The sequence below is a fragment of the Microbacterium sp. C5A9 genome (genome assembly GCF_022627955.1).
GTDB lineage: Bacteria > Actinomycetota > Actinomycetes > Actinomycetales > Microbacteriaceae > Microbacterium.
This window is the reverse complement of the sequence record NZ_JABXGD010000001.1, coordinates 497,898-516,444: the sequence shown is the minus strand read 5'-3', so window position 1 is coordinate 516,444 and position 18,547 is coordinate 497,898. Positions and strand designations below refer to the sequence as shown.

The following is an 18,547-nucleotide window of genomic DNA, read 5'->3' as shown; positions in this document are numbered from 1 at the left end:
AGCAGATCGTGCCTTGGTCGAAACAGAGCCGACACATTACGCTCATACCGTCGTACATCAGGGCCGATGCACAACTCCGTCATGGCCTGTGTACTGGGCTGGAGGTTCTGTGCGTCCGACGATCTCGGCGAAACGAAGCGGAATGCGGTGGGTCACGATCCTGCTGGCGTCGCTGCTCGCCATCGCTTTCCTCTGGCTGCAGCCTCCCGCATCGGCATCCGCCGAAGAGACGGATGACGGGCAGGAGATCACCGACTTCTACTTCGCCGGTGTCATCACGTTCGATGACGATCCGGTCGAAGGCGTCGTCATGACGATCGAGGGCAACGGCTTCGAGGGCGAGACCGAGACCGACGCCGAGGGCAAGTGGCGCCTGTACGTGCCCGAGAAGGAGACGTACACGCTCACCGTCGACGAGGACACCCTCCCTGACGGCGTGATCGTCGATGCGGCGCAGCTCCCCGAGGGGACGCAGCCGATCTCCGGCACCACGGCGTCGTTCGAGGTCGAGTTCGGGCTCACCGGCACCAAGATCATGAACCTCTTCCTGGGCGAGGGCGAGCGGACCACCGTCTCGTTCGTCGACCAGCTCGTGTCGCGCCTGGTCGGCGGCCTCAACTTCGGCCTCCTGCTCGCACTCGCGTCGATGGGTGCGGCACTCATCTACGGCACGACGCGACTGTCGAACTTCGCGCACGCCGAGATGGTGACATGGGGCGGTCTGGTCGCCCTGGTCATGACGTCGTTCTGGCACCTGCCGCTCTGGCTCGGCATCGTCGCCGCCGTGATCGGCGGTGGACTGCTCGGCTGGGCGATGGATGCGGGCCTCTGGCGTCCGCTGCGGCGACGCGGGCTCGGGATCGTGCAGCTGATGATCGTGAGCATCGGGCTCTCGCTCGCCCTCCGCTACGTCTTCCAGTACTTCATCGGCGGCGGCACCCGTCAGCTCCCCGGAGCGAGCCCCACGCCGATCCAGTTCGGCCCCGTCTCCCTGTCGTACATCGACATGATCGGCATGGGCGTCAGCATCGTCGTCATCGTCGGCGTGGCCTGGTTCCTGACCCGCACCCGCATCGGCAAGGCGACCAGGGCGATCTCCGACAACCCGCAGCTCGCCGCGGCGTCCGGCATCGACGTCGACAGGGTCATCCGCATCGTGTGGATCCTGGCAGGCTCGCTGGCCGCCATCTCCGGAATCCTCTGGGCGTACTTCCGTCCCGGCGTGAAGTGGGACATGGGCGTGCAGATGCTGCTCCTGATCTTCGCCGCGATCACGCTCGGCGGACTCGGCACCGCGTTCGGCGCACTCGTCGGCTCGCTCATCGTCGGGATCGCGGTCGAGATCTCGACGCTGTGGATCCCCTCTGACCTCAAGTACGCGAGCGCGCTTGTCATCCTCATCGTGATCCTCCTGGTGAGGCCGCAGGGTCTGCTCGGACGCAAGGAAAGGTTGGGCTGACGATGGACTTCGGAAGCATCTTCTCCAACACCGCGGTCTACCTGCTCAGCCCCGTCACGATCGCCTACGCGCTCGCGGCGACCGGCCTCGCGGTGCACTTCGGCTACGCGGGCCTGCTCAACTTCGGCATGGCCGCGTTCATGGCGATCGGCGGCTACGGCTACGCGATCTCCGTGCTCACCTTCGGACTCCCCTGGTGGATCGGCATGCTCATCGGCCTGATCGGCGGGGCCGTGTTCGCGATCATCCTCGGCATCCCGACCCTGCGTCTGCGGGCCGACTACCTCGCCATCGCGACGATCGCCGCCGGTGAGATCGTGCGCCTGCTGTTCACGACGCAGGTGTTCGACGAGTACACCAACTCCGCAGACGGCCTCGCGCAGTTCAACGGAGGGTTCCGCGACGCGAACCCCTTCCCCGAGGGCACCTACGGCTTCGGCCCGTGGACCTTCACCGCGAACGACCTGTGGAACCGCGTGTTCGGCCTGATCGTGCTCGCGATCGCGATCCTGCTGGTGTGGTCGCTGATGCGCAGTCCCTGGGGCCGCGTGCTCAAGGGCATCCGTGAAGACGAGGACGCCGTGCGCTCGCTCGGCAAGAACGTGTTCGCCTACAAGCTGCAGGCCCTCGTCGTCGGCGGGATCATCGGCGCGGCGGGCGGCATCATCTTCGTCCTCCCCTCGGCCGTGGTCCCCGGCAGCTACACGACGTCGCTCACGTTCTTCCTGTGGACGATCCTGCTGCTCGGTGGAGCGGCGACCGTGTTCGGCCCCACGCTCGGCGCGGTGCTGTTCTGGGTGGTCTTCGCCTTCCTGGCGAACCTGCTGCCCGCACTCGCGAAGTCGGGGATCCTCCCGATGTCCGACAGCCAGGCGTCCACGCTCGTGTTCGTCTTCGTCGGTGTGGCCCTGATGCTGCTCGTGATCTTCCGCCCCCAGGGGATCCTCGGAGACAAGAGGGAGATGACCTTTGTCAAATGAACTGACCCCCGACGCCGGCGCCGAGCAGGCGCCCGCGACCGGAAGCATCCGCCGTCCGAAGACCACCGGACTCACCACGGGTCCCGCCGCCCCCGGCGTGGGTAAGGTCGATCCGATCCTCGTGGTCGACGCGGTGCAGCGGCGCTTCGGCGGCCTGACCGCCGTCGACGTCGATCACCTCGAGATCCCGCGCGGCGCGATCACCGCGCTGATCGGCCCCAACGGCGCCGGCAAGACGACGCTGTTCAACCTGCTCTGCGGGTTCGACAAGCCCAACAGCGGCACCTGGGCGTTCGACGGCACCAACCTCTCGGGCGTCCCCTCCTTCAAGGTCGCCCGCATGGGGCAGGTGCGCACGTTCCAGCTGACGAAGTCGCTGTCGCTGCTCACCGTGCTCGAGAACATGAAGCTCGGCGCCCCGAACCAGCGCGGCGAGGGCTTCTGGTCGAGCCTGTTCCCCTTCCTCTGGCGGAAGCAGGATCAGGAGATCGAGGTGAAGGCCCGTGAGCTGCTGGCGCGGTTCAAGCTCGACGCCAAGGAGAAGGACTTCGCGGCCGCGCTCTCCGGCGGACAGCGCAAGCTGCTCGAGATGGCGCGTGCGCTCATGAGCGATCCGACCCTCGTCATGCTCGACGAGCCGATGGCCGGCGTGAACCCGGCCCTCACCCAATCTCTGCTCGACCACATCCTCGACCTGAAGGAGCTGGGCATGACGGTGCTGTTCGTCGAGCACGACATGCACATGGTCCGGCACATCGCGGACTGGGTCGTCGTCATGGCCGAGGGACGCGTCGTGGCCGAAGGCCCTCCCGACCAGGTCATGGAGGATCCTGCGGTGATCGACGCCTACCTCGGCGCGCATCAGGATGTCGACCTCGGAGCGGTGACCGGACGCATCCCGGTTCTCGCCGACACCGCGGCCGTCCGGCTGCGCGAGCAGATCGAAGCAGAGGCCGAGGCCGAGCTCGCCGCCGAAGACACCGAGGAGGGACGCGCATGACCGAGGACGCTTCTGTGAAGAACGATCACATCGTCGTCGAGATGAAGGGCGTGCACGCCGGCTACCTGCCGGGAGTCAACATCCTCAACGGCGCCAACCTCATCGCCCGCAAGGGCGAGTTGATCGGCATCATCGGACCCAACGGCGCAGGCAAGTCGACGCTGCTGAAGGCCATGTTCGGACTGGTGAATGTGCGCGACGGCGAGATCACGCTCAACGGCGAGAGCATCGTCGGCCTCAAGGCCGACAAGCTCGTCAAGCGCGGCGTCGCGTTCGTGCCGCAGACGAACAACGTCTTCCCCTCGCTCTCGATCGAGGAGAACCTGCAGATGGGGCTGTACCAGAACCCCAAGATCTACGCGGAGCGGCTCGAGTTCGTCACCGGGATCTTCGCCGAGCTGGGCAAGCGCCTCAAGCAGCGCGCGGGCTCGCTGTCGGGCGGCGAGCGGCAGATGGTCGCGATGTCGCGGGCGCTGATGATGGACCCGTCGGTGCTGCTTCTCGACGAGCCCTCCGCCGGTCTCAGCCCGGTGCGTCAGGACGATGCGTTCATCCGCGTCTCCGACATCAACAAGGCCGGAGTGACCACCATCATGGTCGAGCAGAACGCCCGGCGCTGCCTGCAGATCTGCGACCGCGGCTACGTGCTGGACCAGGGCAAGGACGCCTACGAGGGCACAGGGCGCGACCTGCTGAACGACCCGAAGGTGATCGGGCTCTACCTCGGCACTCTGGGCACCGACGCCGCCTGAGGCGTTCATCGAGAGGGGCGGATGCATCGGCATCCGCCCCTCTCTCGTGCCGTCACGGCTCTCCCCCTCTGCCCTCGCGCCTCACCGCGGGGCGCCGGGCATGACGAAGGCCCCGGATGAGGCATCCGGGGCCTTCGCGCTGTGATCGGGTGATCAGTTGGTGCGGGTGATCAGGTTGTCCGCGCCGTAGACGTAGGTGCCGATCGAGGCGCCCTGCGGGTCGCCGTTCTCGTCGAACGTGATCTCGCCGGAGTAGCCGTCGTAGTCAGCCGTTCCGCCGTCGTTGATGATCTTCGCGCAGTCGGCGAAGCTGGTGCACTTCTCACCGTCTCCGGTGCCTCCCGAGACCTCCTGCATCTTCGCCGCGATGTCCGCACCCTCGGTGGAACCGGCTGCGAGCGATGCGAGAGCCACGAGCACGACGGCGTCGTACGCCTCCGCCGCGTAGGTGAAGTCGTTGACCTCGGGGTTGCCCTCACCGGTCCAGAATGTCTGGAGACGGTCGGTGAAGTCATCCTCGAGCGCCGGCCCGGGCTTGGTGCCCTGCGCGCCCTCGAGCGAGAACGGGAAGTTCGTGTCGGGCGAGGAGCCGTAGTCCGACAGGTTTCCGTCGACCAGGTACCACTTCTCCGGTGAGACGCCGGCGTTCGACAGCAGCGGAGCGATGGTCTTGAACTGGTCGAACGACACGATCGCGACGGCATCGGGGTTCGCGGCCGTGATCGTCGCGACCTGCGCGTCGAACTGGCCGTCACCGACGTTGTAGGAGGCGTCTGCGACGACCTCTCCGCCGGCGCCCTCGAACGTGGACTTGATGTTCTCGAACAGACCGGTGCCATAGGCGTCGTTCTGGTAGATCACACCGAGGGTCTTGGCGCCGTCCTCGGCGATCAGGTTGCCGAGGACCTCGCCCTGCAGCAGGTCGCTGGGAGCGGTGCGGAAGTACAGTCCGTTGTCGTCCCAGTCCGTGAAGTCCGGACCGGTGTTCGACGCCGAGATCTGCAGGATTCCCGCACTCACGTTGCCGTCGAGGATCAGTCGCGACACACCCGATGCCGCGGCGCCGACGATCGCGGACACATCCGCGCCCTCGAGCTTGGTGATGGAGGTCTCATAGGCCTTGGTGTCGGTGTCGCCCTCGTCCTCGGCGGTGAGGTCGATGGTGATGCCGGCTGCTGCCTCGTTGACCTCGGAGACGGCGAGGCCGACACCCGATTCCATGGGCGGACCCAGGAACGACAGCGAGCCCGTCTGCGGCAGCAGCGAACCGAGCTTGAGGGTCAGGTCCTCGGAGGACGACGATCCACCCCCGTCCGAAGGCTCCTCGGTCGGCGTGCTGCTGCAGCCCGCGATGACGATGGCGGCCGCGCTGGCCAGCGCGATCCCGGCGAAGACCCTCGCCTTGCGCGAGCCCTTCAGTGAGTTCATGATGCTCCCTTGCGTATCTGAACGTGGATTTGCGGACCACGCTCGGGTGCTCTAACCCTAGGACCGGAATTGGTCGATTGGGGGTCGCCGATGTTTCGGTGCGTTAACGATCCGGCACCGAGTGTCAGGGGCACCGCGCCTCGGGCTCAGACCAGCTCGGGCCGCGCCTCTCGCCGGCCTCGACGACCGGCCAGCAGCAGGTCGATGACGAACACCGCGATCGCGATCCACACGATGATGAAGCCCAGCCAGCGCTCCAGCGGCATGGGCTCCCCCAGCACCGCCGCGCCGATGATGAACTGCATCACGGGGGTCACGAACTGGATCATGCCGATCACCGTCAGGTTGATGCGTCTCGTGCCCGCGGCGAACAGCAGCAGGGGCACCGCCGTCGCGACGCCCGCGAAGGCGAGCAGCGCCGCGTGCCAGGGACCGTACTGTCCCATCGTGATGCCGGCGGGGGTGGCCGCCACGAGGATCAGCTGCACCACGGCGATGGGGATCAGCCAGAACGACTCGAGCGTGAGGCCGCTGATCGCGTCGACGGCGGGGCCGATCTTCTTCTTGATGAGTCCGTAGACGCCGAAGGATGCGGTGAGCGAGAGCGCGATCCACGGGAACGAGCTGTAGAACACGACGATCACGACCACGGCCACCGTCGCGATGCCGATCGCCGCCCACTGGAGCCGGCGGATGCGCTCCTTGAGCACGAAGACACCCAGCAGCACCGTCGCGATGGGGTTGATGAAGTACCCGAGGCTCGTCTCGACCACATGGCCGGTGAGCGTGCCGATGAGGAAGACCTGCCAGTTGACGTAGATGAGCACGCCGGCCAGAGCCGTCCAGCCCAGAAGCTTCGGCTGCCGGATGATCACGCCCAGCGCCTTCCAGCCGCGCGTGACCGTGAGCAGGATGCCGCAGAACACGAAGGAGAGGAGCACGCGCCAGGCGACAACCTCCCACGGCCCGGTCGGAGCGAGCAGCAGGAAGTACAGAGGCAGCACGCCCCACAGCAGATAGGCGCCGCCGGCGTACGCGACTCCCGCGCTCTGGGTGGAACGGATCGCGGGGGTCGTCAGGCTCACCGCACCACACTATGCCCGCCGTCGACGGCCCTCGCACGCGCGGACCCGCCGGGCCCGGGAATGGCAGGAATCGCGCGCCGCGTGGCGGAATGCGAAGAGGGCCCGGATGCGTGGTGCATCCGGGCCCTCTTCGAGGAACAGGCGTCCCCGGCCCTCGAGGGGCTCAGGAACCGGCTCGTTCGCTGGTCAGCGAACGACGACCGCGAGAACGTCGCGGGCCGACAGGACGAGGAACTCGTCTGCGCCGAACTTCACTTCGGTTCCGCCGTACTTGCTGTAGAGCACGCGGTCGCCGACGGCGACGTCGAGCGGAACACGGTTGCCGTTGTCATCGATGCGACCGGGGCCGACGGCCACGACCTCGCCCTCCTGGGGCTTCTCCTTGGCGGTGTCGGGGATGACCAGGCCACTCGCGGTGGTCTGCTCGGCCTCGACCTGCTTGATGACGATGCGGTCCTCGAGCGGCTTGATGGAAACCGACACGGTCTACCTCTTCTTTCTTGACGCTGACACGAAAGACTTGTTCGCACTCTCAACCCGAGAGTGCTAACAGCAGTCTATGCGGTGCGCTGGCACTCATGCAATGCGAGTGCCAGCCCCCGACACCGAGCCGACCGGAGCCGCCGCCTAAGCTGAGGACGTGGAGATGTCCGAGCTGAGAGCCCTGCTCACCCCTGAAGGCCTCGAGCTGCTCGACACCCTGGGCCCGATCGCCCAGGTCGCCGACGTCGCTCGCGCCGTCTCCCGCCTGCGCGCCGCGGGTCACTCGCCCGATCTCGTGTCGGCGGTGGTCGGGCAGGCGCATCTGCGCGCGAAAGCGGAGTCGAAGTTCGGCCCCTTCGCCGCGCGGATGCTGTTCACCCGCGCCGGGCTGGAACAGGCGACCAGGCTCGGCGTGGCAGCCCGGCACGCGCAGCGGCTGCGGCGAGCGGGGGTGAGCCAGGTCGCCGACCTCGGCTGCGGCATCGGCGGCGACGCGCTCGCCTTCGCCGGAGCGGGCCTCGACGTCGTCGCGGTCGACGCCGACGAGGTCACGTCCGCGATCGCCGCATACAACCTCGCGCCGTTCGGCGACAGCGCCACCGTGCGCCACGGCATCGCCCAGGAGAACGTTCCCGACACGGCGGACGGCACGCGGGCGATCTGGATGGATCCCGCTCGGCGCACCCAGGGCCACGGTGACACGCAGCGGGTCTCGTCCGACGAGTACTCTCCGCCGCTGGACTGGGCGTTCGAGGTCGCCTCACGCATCCCGACGGGGATCAAGCTCGGTCCGGGGCACGATCGCGACGCCCTTCCCGCGGCCGCCGAGACGCAGTGGGTGAGCGCGGACGGCAGCGTGGTCGAGCTCGTGGTGTGGACGGGCATCCTGGCCCGCGAGGGCGTGCGCCGCTCGGCGCTCGTGATCCGCGGCGACGAGTCCCATGAGCTCACCGCCGGGGCCGACGCCGAGGATGCACCGGTACGCGGGCTCGGCGCCTTCCTGCACGAACCGGACGGCGCGGTGATCCGCGCCCGCCTGATCGGCGATGTGGCCAGGAGCCTCGATGCCGGGATGCTCGACGAGAGGATCGCCTACCTCACCTCGGATGCCGCTCTCACGAGCCCGTTCGTGCAGTCCTTCCGCGTGCGCGAGGTGGTCGCGGCCAACCCGAAGGCGATCAACACGGCGCTGAAGGCCCACGGCATCGGCACGCTCGAGATCAAGAAGCGCGGCATGGACATCGATCCCGCAGCGTTCCGGAAGAAGCTCAGTCTGCGCGGAGACGCGTCCGCGACCCTGATCCTCACGCGCGTCGGCTCCCAGCGTCGCGCGATCCTCGCCGACCGCGTTCCGCCGGCCGCCTAGAGCCAGCCCGCGGAGTCAACCGGCGGAGAGTCAGCCCGCGTCGCCGGGCGGGACATCGACCGGGATCGGGTCGCCGTGCTCCCCTCCGACCTCGAGCGAGTCGCCGGGCTGCACCGTCGTGGTGCCGGTGGTCACCTCGTCACCGTCGGCATCGCCCGGAAAATCGCCCGTGACGACGAGATACGACCGGCCCATGGAAGTGAAGTCCAGTGTCACGCTCCAGGGATTCGTCACCTGCTCCGCATCGTCGACCGAGGATCCCTCGATCACGACGCCCTCCCCCGGGATCATCCCGTTGTTGGCGTCGGCGCAGTTCGTCGCGTCGACCGCGTCGATGATCAGACACTGCTGGGTCGTGAATCCCTCGGTGCGGGTGGCCGACCAGACCGGCGCACCGCCGAGGTACCCCATGACGGCGAGGGAGTAGGGCTCGTAGCCCCGCTCCATGAGCTCTCCGGCGCGATCCTGCTCCGCGGGATCGAACTGCTGCATCCAGTCGTCGACACCGAGCGCCCAGCGCTGGATCAGGGCGACCATCTCTCCGGTGTGGGTGCGCGCGGCGGTCGCGGTGATCTGTTCGCCGCTCCCCTCGTCGCTGCGGCGGGAATCGATCACCGCCGCGCTGAGGCCGTAGCCGCGTTCGAGGTCGTCTGCGATCTGACAGCCGCTCGACGACTCCCCCGCCACGTCGAGGACGATGCACTCCATCTCGCCGTTCTTCTTCGTGCCGAACCACACGATGGCGTCGTCGTCGCGTCCGATCGCCTCGACGGTCCCCGGGTCGTAGTCCCCCGCGGACTGCAGGTCGAGGCTCCGCTGCTGCTCTTCGGAACTGAGCGGGACGCGCTCATCGTCACGGCCGAAGAGCGCCCAGCCCGCTCCGAGTCCCACGATCAGCGCGCCCGCACAGACGAGAGCCACCGCCCGCCAGTGGCGGCGGAGCGCCGTCGGCGCCGCACGCAGAGCATCCGCTGCCGGAGTGGGCTCCGCAGGTGTCGCCGTCTCTGGGGGCTGCACCGGCTTTCGGGGATCGAGCGGCTCTCGGGGATCGAGCGACCCGCGGGTATCGAGCGACCCGCGGGTATCGAGCGACCCGGTGGCGTGTCGGGGCTCCGTCGCTCCTCGGGCATCGGCGGGCGCTCCCCCGTCCTCACCCCGTGCCGCGCGCGGCGCCACGGCAGGAGTCTGCAGGCGCGTCCGCTCGAGCTGCTGCAACCGGACGGCGTCCGCGTCGCTGAGACCGCCGTCGCGGCCGTACGCGCGCGCCTGGAGCGCTCGCAGCTCTGCGGTCTCGTGGGCGTCGAGCATCGTGTCAGCCGAGCCTCTCGAACTGCATGCCCGCCCACACCAGCCAGCCGAGGCTGTAGACCGTGGCGCACAGACCGAGCACCAGCGCCCAGCGCGCGATCGCACGGTTCTCGACCGGGCGGCGGAGCGACATGATCGAGGCGATGACCGCGACGATGGCGATCGGTATGCCCCAGCCGACGAAGAACGAGGCGGCGAGCGCGACGACGGCGGCCATGAGCGCCCACGGGGCGAGTCTGGTCTCGTCCGCGATGACGGGTGTCGCGGCGGTGCCGGTGGGCTCCCACTCGACCTCCCCCGGAGGGCGATCGAGCTCGGGGCCGGTCACGACGACGGGTTCGATCCCGACCGGTCCGGTCGGCAACTTCGTGTACCCCTCGCGCCGCGCTCCGGGAAGCCGCGCGGCTCCCTCCGGGCGCTCGACCTCGGGTGTCGGCTGCTCGACACGCGCCGGTGGAACCGCGGCCCTGGCAGCTGCGCCCTCGGCGTCTGCGGGTCCCGTCGTGCGCGACGCATCGCTCATCAGCTCACCGTCGCCCTCTCATCGACCTGGATCTCGGTCACCGGAAGGGTCGAATCGGCGCCGAACGCGAGAGTCGACGGGCGACGACCGGAGGTGATCAGCTCGGCTGCGAGCGCGGCGATCATGGCTCCGTTGTCGGTGCAGAGCGACAGCGGCGGGATGCGCACGGTGACGCCGGCGGCCTCGGCCCTCGACAGCGCGACCTCGCGCAGCCGACGGTTCGCGATCACCCCGCCGCCGAGCAGCAGACGCGGCACGCCCCGGTCGGCGCACGCGGCGAGAGCCTTCGTGACGAGCACGTCGACGACCGCCTCGCGGAAGCTCGCGGCCACATCGGCGACGGGCACCTCGACCCCCTCGGCTTCGCAGCGTTCGACCCAGCGCGCCACCGCCGTCTTCAGCCCGGAGAACGAGAAGTCGTATCGGTGCGCGGCGAGGTCGGACGCACGGGACAGGCCGCGGGGGAAGCGGATCGCGTTCGGGTCACCGGTCGCCGCGGCGCGGTCGATCTCGGGTCCGCCGGGGTACGGCAGCGACAGCAGTCGTGCGACCTTGTCGAAGGCCTCACCGGCTGCATCGTCCATGGTCTCGCCGAGCATCTCGACGTCGGTGGTGAGGTCACGGACGTGCAGCAGCGACGTGTGGCCGCCCGAGACCAGCAGGGCGATCGTCGGATACTCGAGCGGCGCCGAATCCGGGGTGAGGATGTCGGCGGCGATGTGCCCCACGAGGTGGTTCACGGCGTAGAGCGGCTTGTCGAGCGCGACGGCGAGTCCCTTCGCCGCGCCGACGCCCACCATGAGCGCACCGGCGAGGCCGGGTCCGCTCGTGACGGCGACGGCGTCGAGGTCCTGCAACCGCACCCCCGCCTCGGCGAGTGCCGCGTCGATCGAGGGCTGCAGCGCCTCGAGGTGGGCGCGCGCCGCGACCTCCGGCACCACGCCGCCGTAGCGCGCGTGCTCGTCCATGCTCGACGCGATCGTGTTCGAGAGCAGCGTGCGTCCGCGCACGATGCCGATACCTGTCTCGTCGCAGCTCGTCTCGATGCCCAGCACCAGTGGCTCGGTCATGCGCTCGCCTCCTTCGCGGCATCCGGTCCGACGACGCGATGCTCCGCCGAACGCGCGTGCTGCAGCGCGAGGCGCATGACCACCGCGTCGACGTCATCGGGCTGGTAGTAGCGCGGCCGACGTCCGATCTCCTCGAACCCCTCGGAGAGGTAGAGGCCTTCAGCCGTCGGATTGTCCGCCCGCACTTCGAGGAAGACCTCTCGTGCGCCGCGTTCGGCCGCGGCGGCGAGGAGTGCACGCAGCAGCGCCCGGCCGCGCCCGGCGCCGCGATACTCGGCGTCGAGTGCGATCGTCTGGATGTCGGCGTCCGATCCGCCCTCCAGCGCACGCACCCCTCCGTAGCCGACCACCGTGCCCTCGTGCTCATCGACGAGATAGCGACCGTGCGGGCTCGCGAGCTCGAGAGCCATGGCCTGCGGGCTCCAGGCATCCGTCGGGAAGGAGCGGTGCTCTATCGCCATGATGGCGTCGAGGTCGTCGGGGGTCGCGACGCGAAGGGTCACAGTCCCACCTTCTTCGGAGCGCCGGGCATGGTCACATCGGGCTGACGCAGGTACAGCGGCTCGGCGTCGGCCAGCGTGCGTCCCGCAGCCAGGGCCCGCGCGCCCACTCGTGCGAGATCGGCGGCCGAGAGCGTCTCGACGTCGATGCGGCGGATGCCGTCGAGACGCGCATCCGCGTCGACGCGAGGCACGAGCACGGTCTCGGCCGCGACCGCGGGGATGCCGTCGGCATCCGTGCCGTCGAACACGGTGATCGCGACCTCGCGGCGCCGTGCATCGGTGACGACCGCGAACACGCCCTCGACCCGATCGTGCTCGATGGCCGTGAGCGCCGCGGCATGATGGCTCGGCACGGGCACGACGGGGATGCCGCGGCCCAGGGCGAACGCGCGGGCCGCCGCGATGCCGATACGAAGTCCCGTGAAGGGGCCCGGCCCCATGCCCGAGACGACGTGCGAGATCGGAGCGTCACCCGCCTCGTCGAGCGCGCGGGACAGCAGCCCGCCGATCACCTCGGCGTGCCCGAGCGGATCGGCGGCAGACGCCTGCGCGCGCAGGGTGCCGTCGGCATCGATGAGCGAGACGGCGGTGCCCAGGGAGGTGTCGACGGCGAGGATCACCTCTCCAGGGTAGTCGGGGTTCACCCGGTGATCGCCGAGCGCCCCTCAGCGGTGATCGTGACGTGCCGCGGAGCATCCGCGTCGAGCTCGGACGCGTCGAGGTCGTCGCCCCCGCCCACCGGCCGCTCGAGCTCGATGTCCCACCAGCGTTCCGCCAACTCCTCGGCCATCCCGCGCCCCCACTCGATCACGACGACCGACCGCGCGAGGTCGAGGTCGAGGTCGTCGAGCTCCGCTCCCGAGCCGAGGCGGTAGGCGTCGACGTGCACGAGCGGGGCACGGCCGACGAGCGACGGGTGCGTCCGGGCGATCACGAACGTCGGGCTCTGCACCGGGCCGCGCACGCCGAGGCCCTCGGCGAGGCCGCGGGTGAACGTCGTCTTCCCCGCGCCCAGCGGACCGGTCAGGATCAGCAGGTCGCCGGCCTCGAGCTGCTCGCCGATGCGGAAGCCGAGCTGCTCCATGGCATGGGCGGTCGCGATCTCGTGCCTGCCGAGGAAGGCGGGGTCGACGCTCATGCCGACCTGCGAGGCACGCGCGCGCCGATGCGTGTGACGATCTCGTAGTTGATGGTCGATGCGACGTTCGCCCACTCCGCGGCGGAGGGGACGCCGAGCGTCGGATCGCCGAACAGCACGACCTCGTCGCCGATCGAGACCGCGGCGTCGCCGACGTCGACGACGAACTGGTCCATCGCGATGCGGCCGACGTTGGTGTGCCGCCGCCCTGCGATCGAGACGGGCAGCCGTCCCGAGGCCTGCCTCGGGACGCCGTCGGCGTAGCCGAACGGAACGAGCACGAGTGTGGTGTCGTGCGGAGTCCGGTGGTCGTAGCCGTACGAGACTCCGGCGCCCGCGGGGACACGGCGGACCGCGGCGACCGCGCCGCGCAGGGTCATGGCGGGGCGCAGGCCGAGCTCGGCCGACGAGCGGTCGTCGAAGGGCGAGAGGCCGTAGATCCCGACGCCGACGCGCACCGCATCCAGGCGCATCTCGGGCAGGTCGATCGCCGCGGCTGTGGCGGCGATGTGGCGGATCTCCGGGTGGATGCCGAAGGATGCCGCCAGCGCGACGCCCTCCTCGAACTTGGCGAGAGCCTCGCGGTCGTCCTGCAGCGAGGTGTTCGACAGATGGCTGAACAGGCCGATGATGCGCAGACGCCCGATGCGCTCGAGGCGGGCGGCCTCGGCGAGCACCCGTCGCCAGTCGGCGGGCGCGATGCCGTTGCGCGACAGCCCGGTCTCGAACTTGAGGTGCACACCGACCGGACGGTCGACGGCCGCCGCCGCACCCGCGGCCTCGAGCTGGTCGAACGACGAGATGCCGACCTCGATGTCGTGCTCGGCGGCCTGCACGAACCGCTCGCCTGGCGCATGCAGCCAGGCGAGGATCGGAGCCGTGATGCCCTGGCGACGCAGGTCGAGGGCTTCGGGGATCTCGGCGACGCCGAGTCGCGTCGCACCCCCGGCGAGCGCAGCCACCGCTGCGGCCGCGGCGCCGTGCCCGTAGGCATTGGCCTTGACCACGGCGATCACCTGCACGCCGGTGAGCCGACGGAAGTGGCGGACGTTGTCGCTGACGGCATCCAGGTCGATGCGCGCCTCGCGGAACGGAACGGTCACAGCGGCTCTCCTTCGGCGACGACGAATGCGGCGGCGAGCCCCGCGTCGTGGGTGAGGGTCAGATGCAGTCGGGTGATCCCGCGCTCGGCGACGACCTCGGCGGTGGTGCCCGAGAGCACGAAATGCGGTCGGCCCGACGCTTCCGAGGCGATCTCGATCTCGATCCAGTGCACGCCGTCCGAGCCGCCGAGCGTCTTGATCAGCGCCTCTTTCGCGGCATATCTCGCCGCGAGCGACGGCAGCCGGAGCCCCCGCTCCCCCGGTGCGAAGAGCCGCTCCCGAAGCCGCGGAGTGCGCTCGAGCGTCCGCTCGAACCGCGGGATGTCCACGAGGTCGATGCCGGTCCCGATGATCACCAGTTCAGCCTAGTCGCGGCATCCGCCCGGGCCTCGCCCGGGACGTGCGACGGCGCGCCAGGACGGCGCGGGCTACTCGACCGTGACCGACTTCGCGAGGTTGCGGGGCTGGTCGACGTCGAGACCCTTGGCGGTGGCGAGAGCCATCGCGAAGATCTGCAGCGGCACGACCGCGAGCAGCGGCTCGAACATCGCCCCGGCGAGCGGGATGCGGATGACCTCGTCGGCGAAGGGCAGCACGGCGGCATCGCCCTCTTCTGCGACCACGATCACGCGGGCGCCGCGGGCGCGGATCTCCTGGATGTTCGACACGACCTTCGAGTGCACGAGCGCCGAGTGACGGGGCGACGGCACCAGGACGAACACCGGCTGACCCGGCTCGATCAGAGCGATCGGGCCGTGCTTGAGCTCGCCTGCGGCGAAGCCCTCGGCATGGATGTACGAGATCTCCTTGAGCTTGAGCGCGCCCTCGAGCGCGATCGGGAAGCCGACGTGACGGCCGAGGAACAGCACCGAGCGGGTGTCGGCCATCCAGCCGGCCAGCTGCGAGACGTGCTCCTGCTCGCTCGCCAGCACCTTGGCGATCTTCTCCGGCAGCGCCGAGAGCTCGGCGACGTCGACCGAGGCATCCTCGACCGACCCGCGGATGCGCCCCATGTGCAGACCGAGCAGCAGCAGAGCGGTGATCTGGGCGGAGAACGCCTTGGTCGACGCGACGGCGACCTCAGGACCGGCGTGCGTGTAGACGACGGCATCCGACTCGCGCGGGATCGTGGCGCCCTGCGTGTTGCAGATCGACAGCGTGCGCGCCCCGCGCTCGCGCGCGTACTTGACGGCCATCAGGGTGTCCATGGTCTCGCCGGACTGGCTGATGGAGACGACGAGCGTGTCGGCTCCGATCACCGGGTCGCGATAGCGGAACTCGTGGGCGAGCTCGACGTCGACCGGGACGCGGGCCCACTGCTCGATCGCGTACTTGCCGACGAGCGCGGAGTAGGCGGCGGTGCCGCAGGCCGTGATGATGATGCGGTTGATGCCGAGGAAGAGCTCATCGAGACCGTCGAGCTCGGGGATGACGACCTGGCCGTCCCGGATGCGACCGCGCAGCGTGTTGGCGACCGCCTCGGGCTGCTCGGCGACCTCCTTCGCCATGAAGCTGGACCAGCCGCCCTTCTCCGCGGCGGCGGCGTCCCACGAGACGTCGAACGGCTCCGCCTCGACCGGCGTGCCGGCGAAGTCGGTGACCGTGACGGCGTCGGGGGTGATCGAGACGATCTGGTCCTGACCGATCGCGAGGGCCTTGCGCGTGTGCTCGACGAAGGCAGCCACGTCGGATCCGAGGAAGTTCTCTCCCTCGCCGAGTCCGATCACGAGCGGCGAGTTGCGGCGGGCGCCGACCACGAGGCCCGGGTGGTCCTGGTGCAGCGCGAGGAGCGTGAACGCGCCCTCGAGCCGGTTGACGACGCTGCGGAACGCGAGCTGCAGGTCTCCGCCGTTGCCGCGGTACTCGCGACCGAGGAGCGCTGCGGCGACCTCGGTGTCGGTCTCGCTGCGGAACACCACTCCGTCGGCGAGCAGCTCGTCGCGCAGCGCGGAGAAGTTCTCGATGATCCCGTTGTGGATCAGAGCGAGCCTGTCGTCGTCCGCCAGATGCGGGTGGGCGTTGACGTCGGTGGGGCCGCCGTGCGTCGCCCAGCGCGTGTGTCCGATGCCCGTGTTGCCGTCGGCGAGAGCCGAATCGGCGAGCGATTCGCGCAGCGCGGCGAGCTTGCCGGCCTTCTTGCGCATACCCAGCGAGCCCTGGCCGTCGATGACGGCGACACCCGCGGAGTCGTAGCCGCGGTACTCGAGACGGGCGAGGCCCGCGAGCAGGATGTCCTGGCTGGGCCGAGGGCCCACGTATCCGACGATTCCACACATGTGGTCAAGCGTAAGGGCGCTATTTTGCGAAGATCCCGAACGAACCGGGACCCGCCCGCGCCTCAGAGCTTGCGGAGCAGCACGCTCTCGACGCTGTGATCGACGCCCTTGTTCAGCACCAGCCGGGCGCGATGCTTGGTGGGCATCACGTTCTCGACCAGGTTCGGCATGTTGATCTCGTTCCAGTACCCGAGGGCGGTGGTGATCGCCTCCTCGTCCGTGAGGTGCGCGAAGACGTTGAAGTACGACGATGGGTTCGAGAACGCGCCTTCGCGCAGCGCGAGGAACCGGTCGACGTACCACTTCTCGATGTGCGCGGTGTCGGCGTCGACGAAGATCGAGAAGTCGAAGAGATCGCTCACCGCCACGTCGTTGGGCGCGGGCGGCGGCTGCAGCACGTTGAGGCCTTCGACGATCACGACATCGGGGCGGCGCACCACGACGTGCGCGTCGGGGACGATGTCGTAGCGCATGTGCGAGTAGAACGGAGCACGCACCTCGGCGGCGCCGCTCTTGACCTCGGTGAGGAACTCGATCAGCGCACGGCGGTCGTAGGACTCGGGGAACCCCTTGCGATCCATGAGCCCGCGCCGCTCGAGCTCGGCGTTCGAATGCAGGAAGCCGTCGGTCGTGACGAGCTCGACCCTGGGCGTGCCCGGCCACCGGCTCATGAGCTCGCGCAGCAGGCGGGCGATCGTGGACTTGCCCACGGCGACGGAACCGGCGACACCGACCACGAACGGAGTCGTCGTGTCGTCCTCCTGCAGGAACGAGCTCGTCGCGGCGCCGAGACGCTTCGTGGCCGTGGCATAGAGGCTGAGGAGTCGACTCAGCGGCAGATAGACCTCGCGCACCTCGGTGAGGTCGAGGCGGTCTCCGATGCCCCGGAGCTCGACGACCTCGGTCTCGGTGAGAGGCTGATCGAGTCCCGCGGCGAGCCGCGCCCATTCGTCACGGCCGATCTCCCGATACGGCGAGAGGGGCAGCGTGGGGTCGGCGGTGGTCACGGATACATCGTAACGGGGCGGCGGTAGTGTCTATCCGTGCGCCTGGGAGTTCTCGACATCGGTTCCAACACCGTCCATATGCTCGCCGCCGACGTCCACCCCGGTGGCCGCCCTCTGGCGACCACGAGCGACCGCAGCGTTCTGCGGCTGATGCGGTATCTCACCGATGACGGGTCGATCTCCGATGAGGGCGTGCGTGCACTCGAGGCCGCCGTCTCGCAGGCCCGCCGCGTCGCCGAGGAGGAGCGGGTGGATGCGCTGCTGGCGACCGCGACCAGCGCGGTGCGCGACGCCCGGAACGGCGCAGAGGTGATCGCCCGCATCGAGGCCGCGCTCGGTCAGCCGCTGCAGGTGCTCGACGGCGAGACCGAGGCGGAGCTGACCTTCCTCGCCGTGCGTCGCTGGTTCGGCTGGTCGGCCGGCCAGCTGCTGCTTCTCGACATCGGCGGCGGATCGCTCGAGATCGCCGCGGGCGGCGACGAGCTCCCGGATGCCGCGGCATCCGTCCCCCTGGGCGCCGGGCGCATGACCGTGCAGTTCCTGCCGAACGACCCTCCGGGTGAGGACGACGTGGACCGGCTGCGCGCCCACGCGACGTCGACACTCGCCGAGGTCCTGCCTCGATTCGAGGCGCTGCCCCGACCCGATCACGTCGTGGGCTCGTCGAAGGCCATCCGCTCGCTCGCCCGGTTGGCGGGTTATCCGATGCCCGGATGGTCCGGCATCCAGCGCATGGTGCTTCCTCGAGAGGCTCTGGGCTCGTGGATCCCTCGCCTGGCGCGCATCCCGGCGTCGGCACGACAGGAGCTGCCGGGGATCACCGCCGACCGCACGTTCCAGATCGTCGCCGCCGCCGTGTCGCTGCACACCGCGATGACGGCTCTCAGGGTCGACGAGCTCGAGGTGTCGCCGTGGGCGCTCCGCGAGGGCGTGCTGCTGCGGTACATCGAGCAGCTCGGCCAGCAGCCGACGACCTGATGCACCCCTGACGCAGAACGCTCCCGTCGACCACCTCGTGGCCCCGACGGTGCGCGGGAGACGAGACGGTCGACGGGAGTGACCGGCG

General features: G+C 69.5%; 19 protein-coding genes. 6 read left to right on the top strand and 13 right to left on the bottom strand.

Translation table 11 applies throughout. The features are described 5' to 3' along the window. The first annotated feature begins 142 nt into the window (after window positions 1-142). Genes HWD99_RS02340 through HWD99_RS02325 form a run of 4 tightly spaced genes read left to right on the top strand, consistent with a single transcriptional unit; the run spans window position 143 to window position 4,191 of the window. Complete coding sequence (locus HWD99_RS02340) at window positions 143-1,459, top strand: branched-chain amino acid ABC transporter permease (RefSeq protein ID WP_241794622.1); 1,317 nt, start codon at window positions 143-145, stop codon at window positions 1,457-1,459. A gap of 2 nt (window positions 1,460-1,461) precedes the next feature. Continuing rightward, the gene (locus HWD99_RS02335) at window positions 1,462-2,439 is read left to right on the top strand and encodes a branched-chain amino acid ABC transporter permease (RefSeq protein ID WP_194764592.1); all 978 of its coding nucleotides are present in this window, start codon (window positions 1,462-1,464) and stop codon (window positions 2,437-2,439) included. Between the two features lie 46 nt (window positions 2,440-2,485). Beyond that, on the top strand, window positions 2,486-3,439 hold the full coding sequence (locus HWD99_RS02330; protein WP_241794798.1) for an ABC transporter ATP-binding protein: 954 nt from the start codon (window positions 2,486-2,488) through the stop codon (window positions 3,437-3,439). Then, window positions 3,436-4,191 carry an ABC transporter ATP-binding protein gene (locus HWD99_RS02325; protein ID WP_241794621.1) on the top strand — a complete coding sequence of 252 codons (756 nt, stop codon included), beginning with the start codon at window positions 3,436-3,438 and terminating at the stop codon, window positions 4,189-4,191. Before HWD99_RS02330 ends, HWD99_RS02325 begins: the two co-directional genes overlap by 4 nt. A 153-nt stretch (window positions 4,192-4,344) precedes the next feature. Here the strand turns inward: HWD99_RS02325 and HWD99_RS02320 are convergent, their stop codons facing one another. The 3 genes from HWD99_RS02320 to groES all read right to left on the bottom strand — a co-directional run bounded on the left by HWD99_RS02320 (window position 4,345) and on the right by groES (window position 7,187). Further along, complete coding sequence (locus HWD99_RS02320) at window positions 4,345-5,619, bottom strand: ABC transporter substrate-binding protein (protein WP_241794620.1); 1,275 nt, start codon at window positions 5,617-5,619, stop codon at window positions 4,345-4,347. A gap of 146 nt (window positions 5,620-5,765) precedes the next feature. Further along, window positions 5,766-6,698 carry an EamA family transporter RarD gene (gene rarD, locus HWD99_RS02315; RefSeq protein ID WP_241794797.1) on the bottom strand — a complete coding sequence of 311 codons (933 nt, stop codon included), beginning with the start codon at window positions 6,696-6,698 and terminating at the stop codon, window positions 5,766-5,768. A 192-nt stretch (window positions 6,699-6,890) separates the two neighbouring features. After that, the gene (groES, locus tag HWD99_RS02310) at window positions 6,891-7,187 is read right to left on the bottom strand and encodes a co-chaperone GroES (protein ID WP_017203655.1); all 297 of its coding nucleotides are present in this window, start codon (window positions 7,185-7,187) and stop codon (window positions 6,891-6,893) included. A gap of 157 nt (window positions 7,188-7,344) precedes the next feature. Between groES and HWD99_RS02305 the strand changes: the two genes are divergently transcribed. After that, window positions 7,345-8,553: a class I SAM-dependent methyltransferase gene (locus HWD99_RS02305; RefSeq protein WP_241794619.1), complete on the top strand. Its 1,209-nt coding sequence runs from the start codon at window positions 7,345-7,347 to the stop codon at window positions 8,551-8,553. A gap of 30 nt (window positions 8,554-8,583) precedes the next feature. On the opposite strand, the gene HWD99_RS02300 is transcribed toward HWD99_RS02305, so the two are convergent. The 10 genes from HWD99_RS02300 to coaA all read right to left on the bottom strand — a co-directional run bounded on the left by HWD99_RS02300 (window position 8,584) and on the right by coaA (window position 17,481). Next, window positions 8,584-9,861, bottom strand: a complete 1,278-nt coding sequence (locus tag HWD99_RS02300) for a hypothetical protein (RefSeq protein WP_241794618.1) — start codon at window positions 9,859-9,861, stop codon at window positions 8,584-8,586. A 4-nt stretch (window positions 9,862-9,865) separates the two neighbouring features. Further along, the gene (locus tag HWD99_RS02295) at window positions 9,866-10,384 is read right to left on the bottom strand and encodes a hypothetical protein (protein WP_241794617.1); all 519 of its coding nucleotides are present in this window, start codon (window positions 10,382-10,384) and stop codon (window positions 9,866-9,868) included. Next, entirely contained in the window at window positions 10,384-11,454 is a 1,071-nt protein-coding gene (gene tsaD, locus HWD99_RS02290; protein WP_241794616.1) for a tRNA (adenosine(37)-N6)-threonylcarbamoyltransferase complex transferase subunit TsaD, read from the bottom strand. Before tsaD ends, HWD99_RS02295 begins: the two co-directional genes overlap by 1 nt. Next, on the bottom strand, window positions 11,451-11,957 hold the full coding sequence (gene rimI, locus HWD99_RS02285) for a ribosomal protein S18-alanine N-acetyltransferase (RefSeq protein WP_241794615.1): 507 nt from the start codon (window positions 11,955-11,957) through the stop codon (window positions 11,451-11,453). Before rimI ends, tsaD begins: the two co-directional genes overlap by 4 nt. Then, window positions 11,954-12,577 carry a tRNA (adenosine(37)-N6)-threonylcarbamoyltransferase complex dimerization subunit type 1 TsaB gene (gene tsaB / locus HWD99_RS02280; RefSeq protein WP_241794614.1) on the bottom strand — a complete coding sequence of 208 codons (624 nt, stop codon included), beginning with the start codon at window positions 12,575-12,577 and terminating at the stop codon, window positions 11,954-11,956. The genes rimI and tsaB overlap by 4 nt, the downstream gene beginning before the upstream one ends. A gap of 20 nt (window positions 12,578-12,597) precedes the next feature. Beyond that, complete coding sequence (gene tsaE, locus HWD99_RS02275; RefSeq protein WP_241794613.1) at window positions 12,598-13,095, bottom strand: tRNA (adenosine(37)-N6)-threonylcarbamoyltransferase complex ATPase subunit type 1 TsaE; 498 nt, start codon at window positions 13,093-13,095, stop codon at window positions 12,598-12,600. Next, window positions 13,092-14,198, bottom strand: a complete 1,107-nt coding sequence (alr, locus tag HWD99_RS02270) for an alanine racemase (RefSeq protein WP_241794612.1) — start codon at window positions 14,196-14,198, stop codon at window positions 13,092-13,094. The genes tsaE and alr overlap by 4 nt, the downstream gene beginning before the upstream one ends. Further along, window positions 14,195-14,554 (bottom strand): holo-ACP synthase, encoded by a 360-nt coding sequence (locus HWD99_RS02265; RefSeq protein WP_241794611.1) that lies wholly within the window; start codon window positions 14,552-14,554, stop codon window positions 14,195-14,197. The genes alr and HWD99_RS02265 overlap by 4 nt, the downstream gene beginning before the upstream one ends. 72 nt (window positions 14,555-14,626) lie before the next feature. Then, window positions 14,627-16,474 (bottom strand): glutamine--fructose-6-phosphate transaminase (isomerizing), encoded by a 1,848-nt coding sequence (glmS, locus tag HWD99_RS02260; protein WP_241794610.1) that lies wholly within the window; start codon window positions 16,472-16,474, stop codon window positions 14,627-14,629. Between the two features lie 62 nt (window positions 16,475-16,536). Further along, the gene (coaA, locus tag HWD99_RS02255) at window positions 16,537-17,481 is read right to left on the bottom strand and encodes a type I pantothenate kinase (protein WP_241794609.1); all 945 of its coding nucleotides are present in this window, start codon (window positions 17,479-17,481) and stop codon (window positions 16,537-16,539) included. A gap of 36 nt (window positions 17,482-17,517) precedes the next feature. Here coaA and HWD99_RS02250 point away from each other — a divergent pair, with 36 nt between their 5' ends. Next, entirely contained in the window at window positions 17,518-18,459 is a 942-nt protein-coding gene (locus HWD99_RS02250) for a Ppx/GppA phosphatase family protein (RefSeq protein WP_241794608.1), read from the top strand. The last annotated feature ends 88 nt before the right edge of the window (window positions 18,460-18,547 follow it).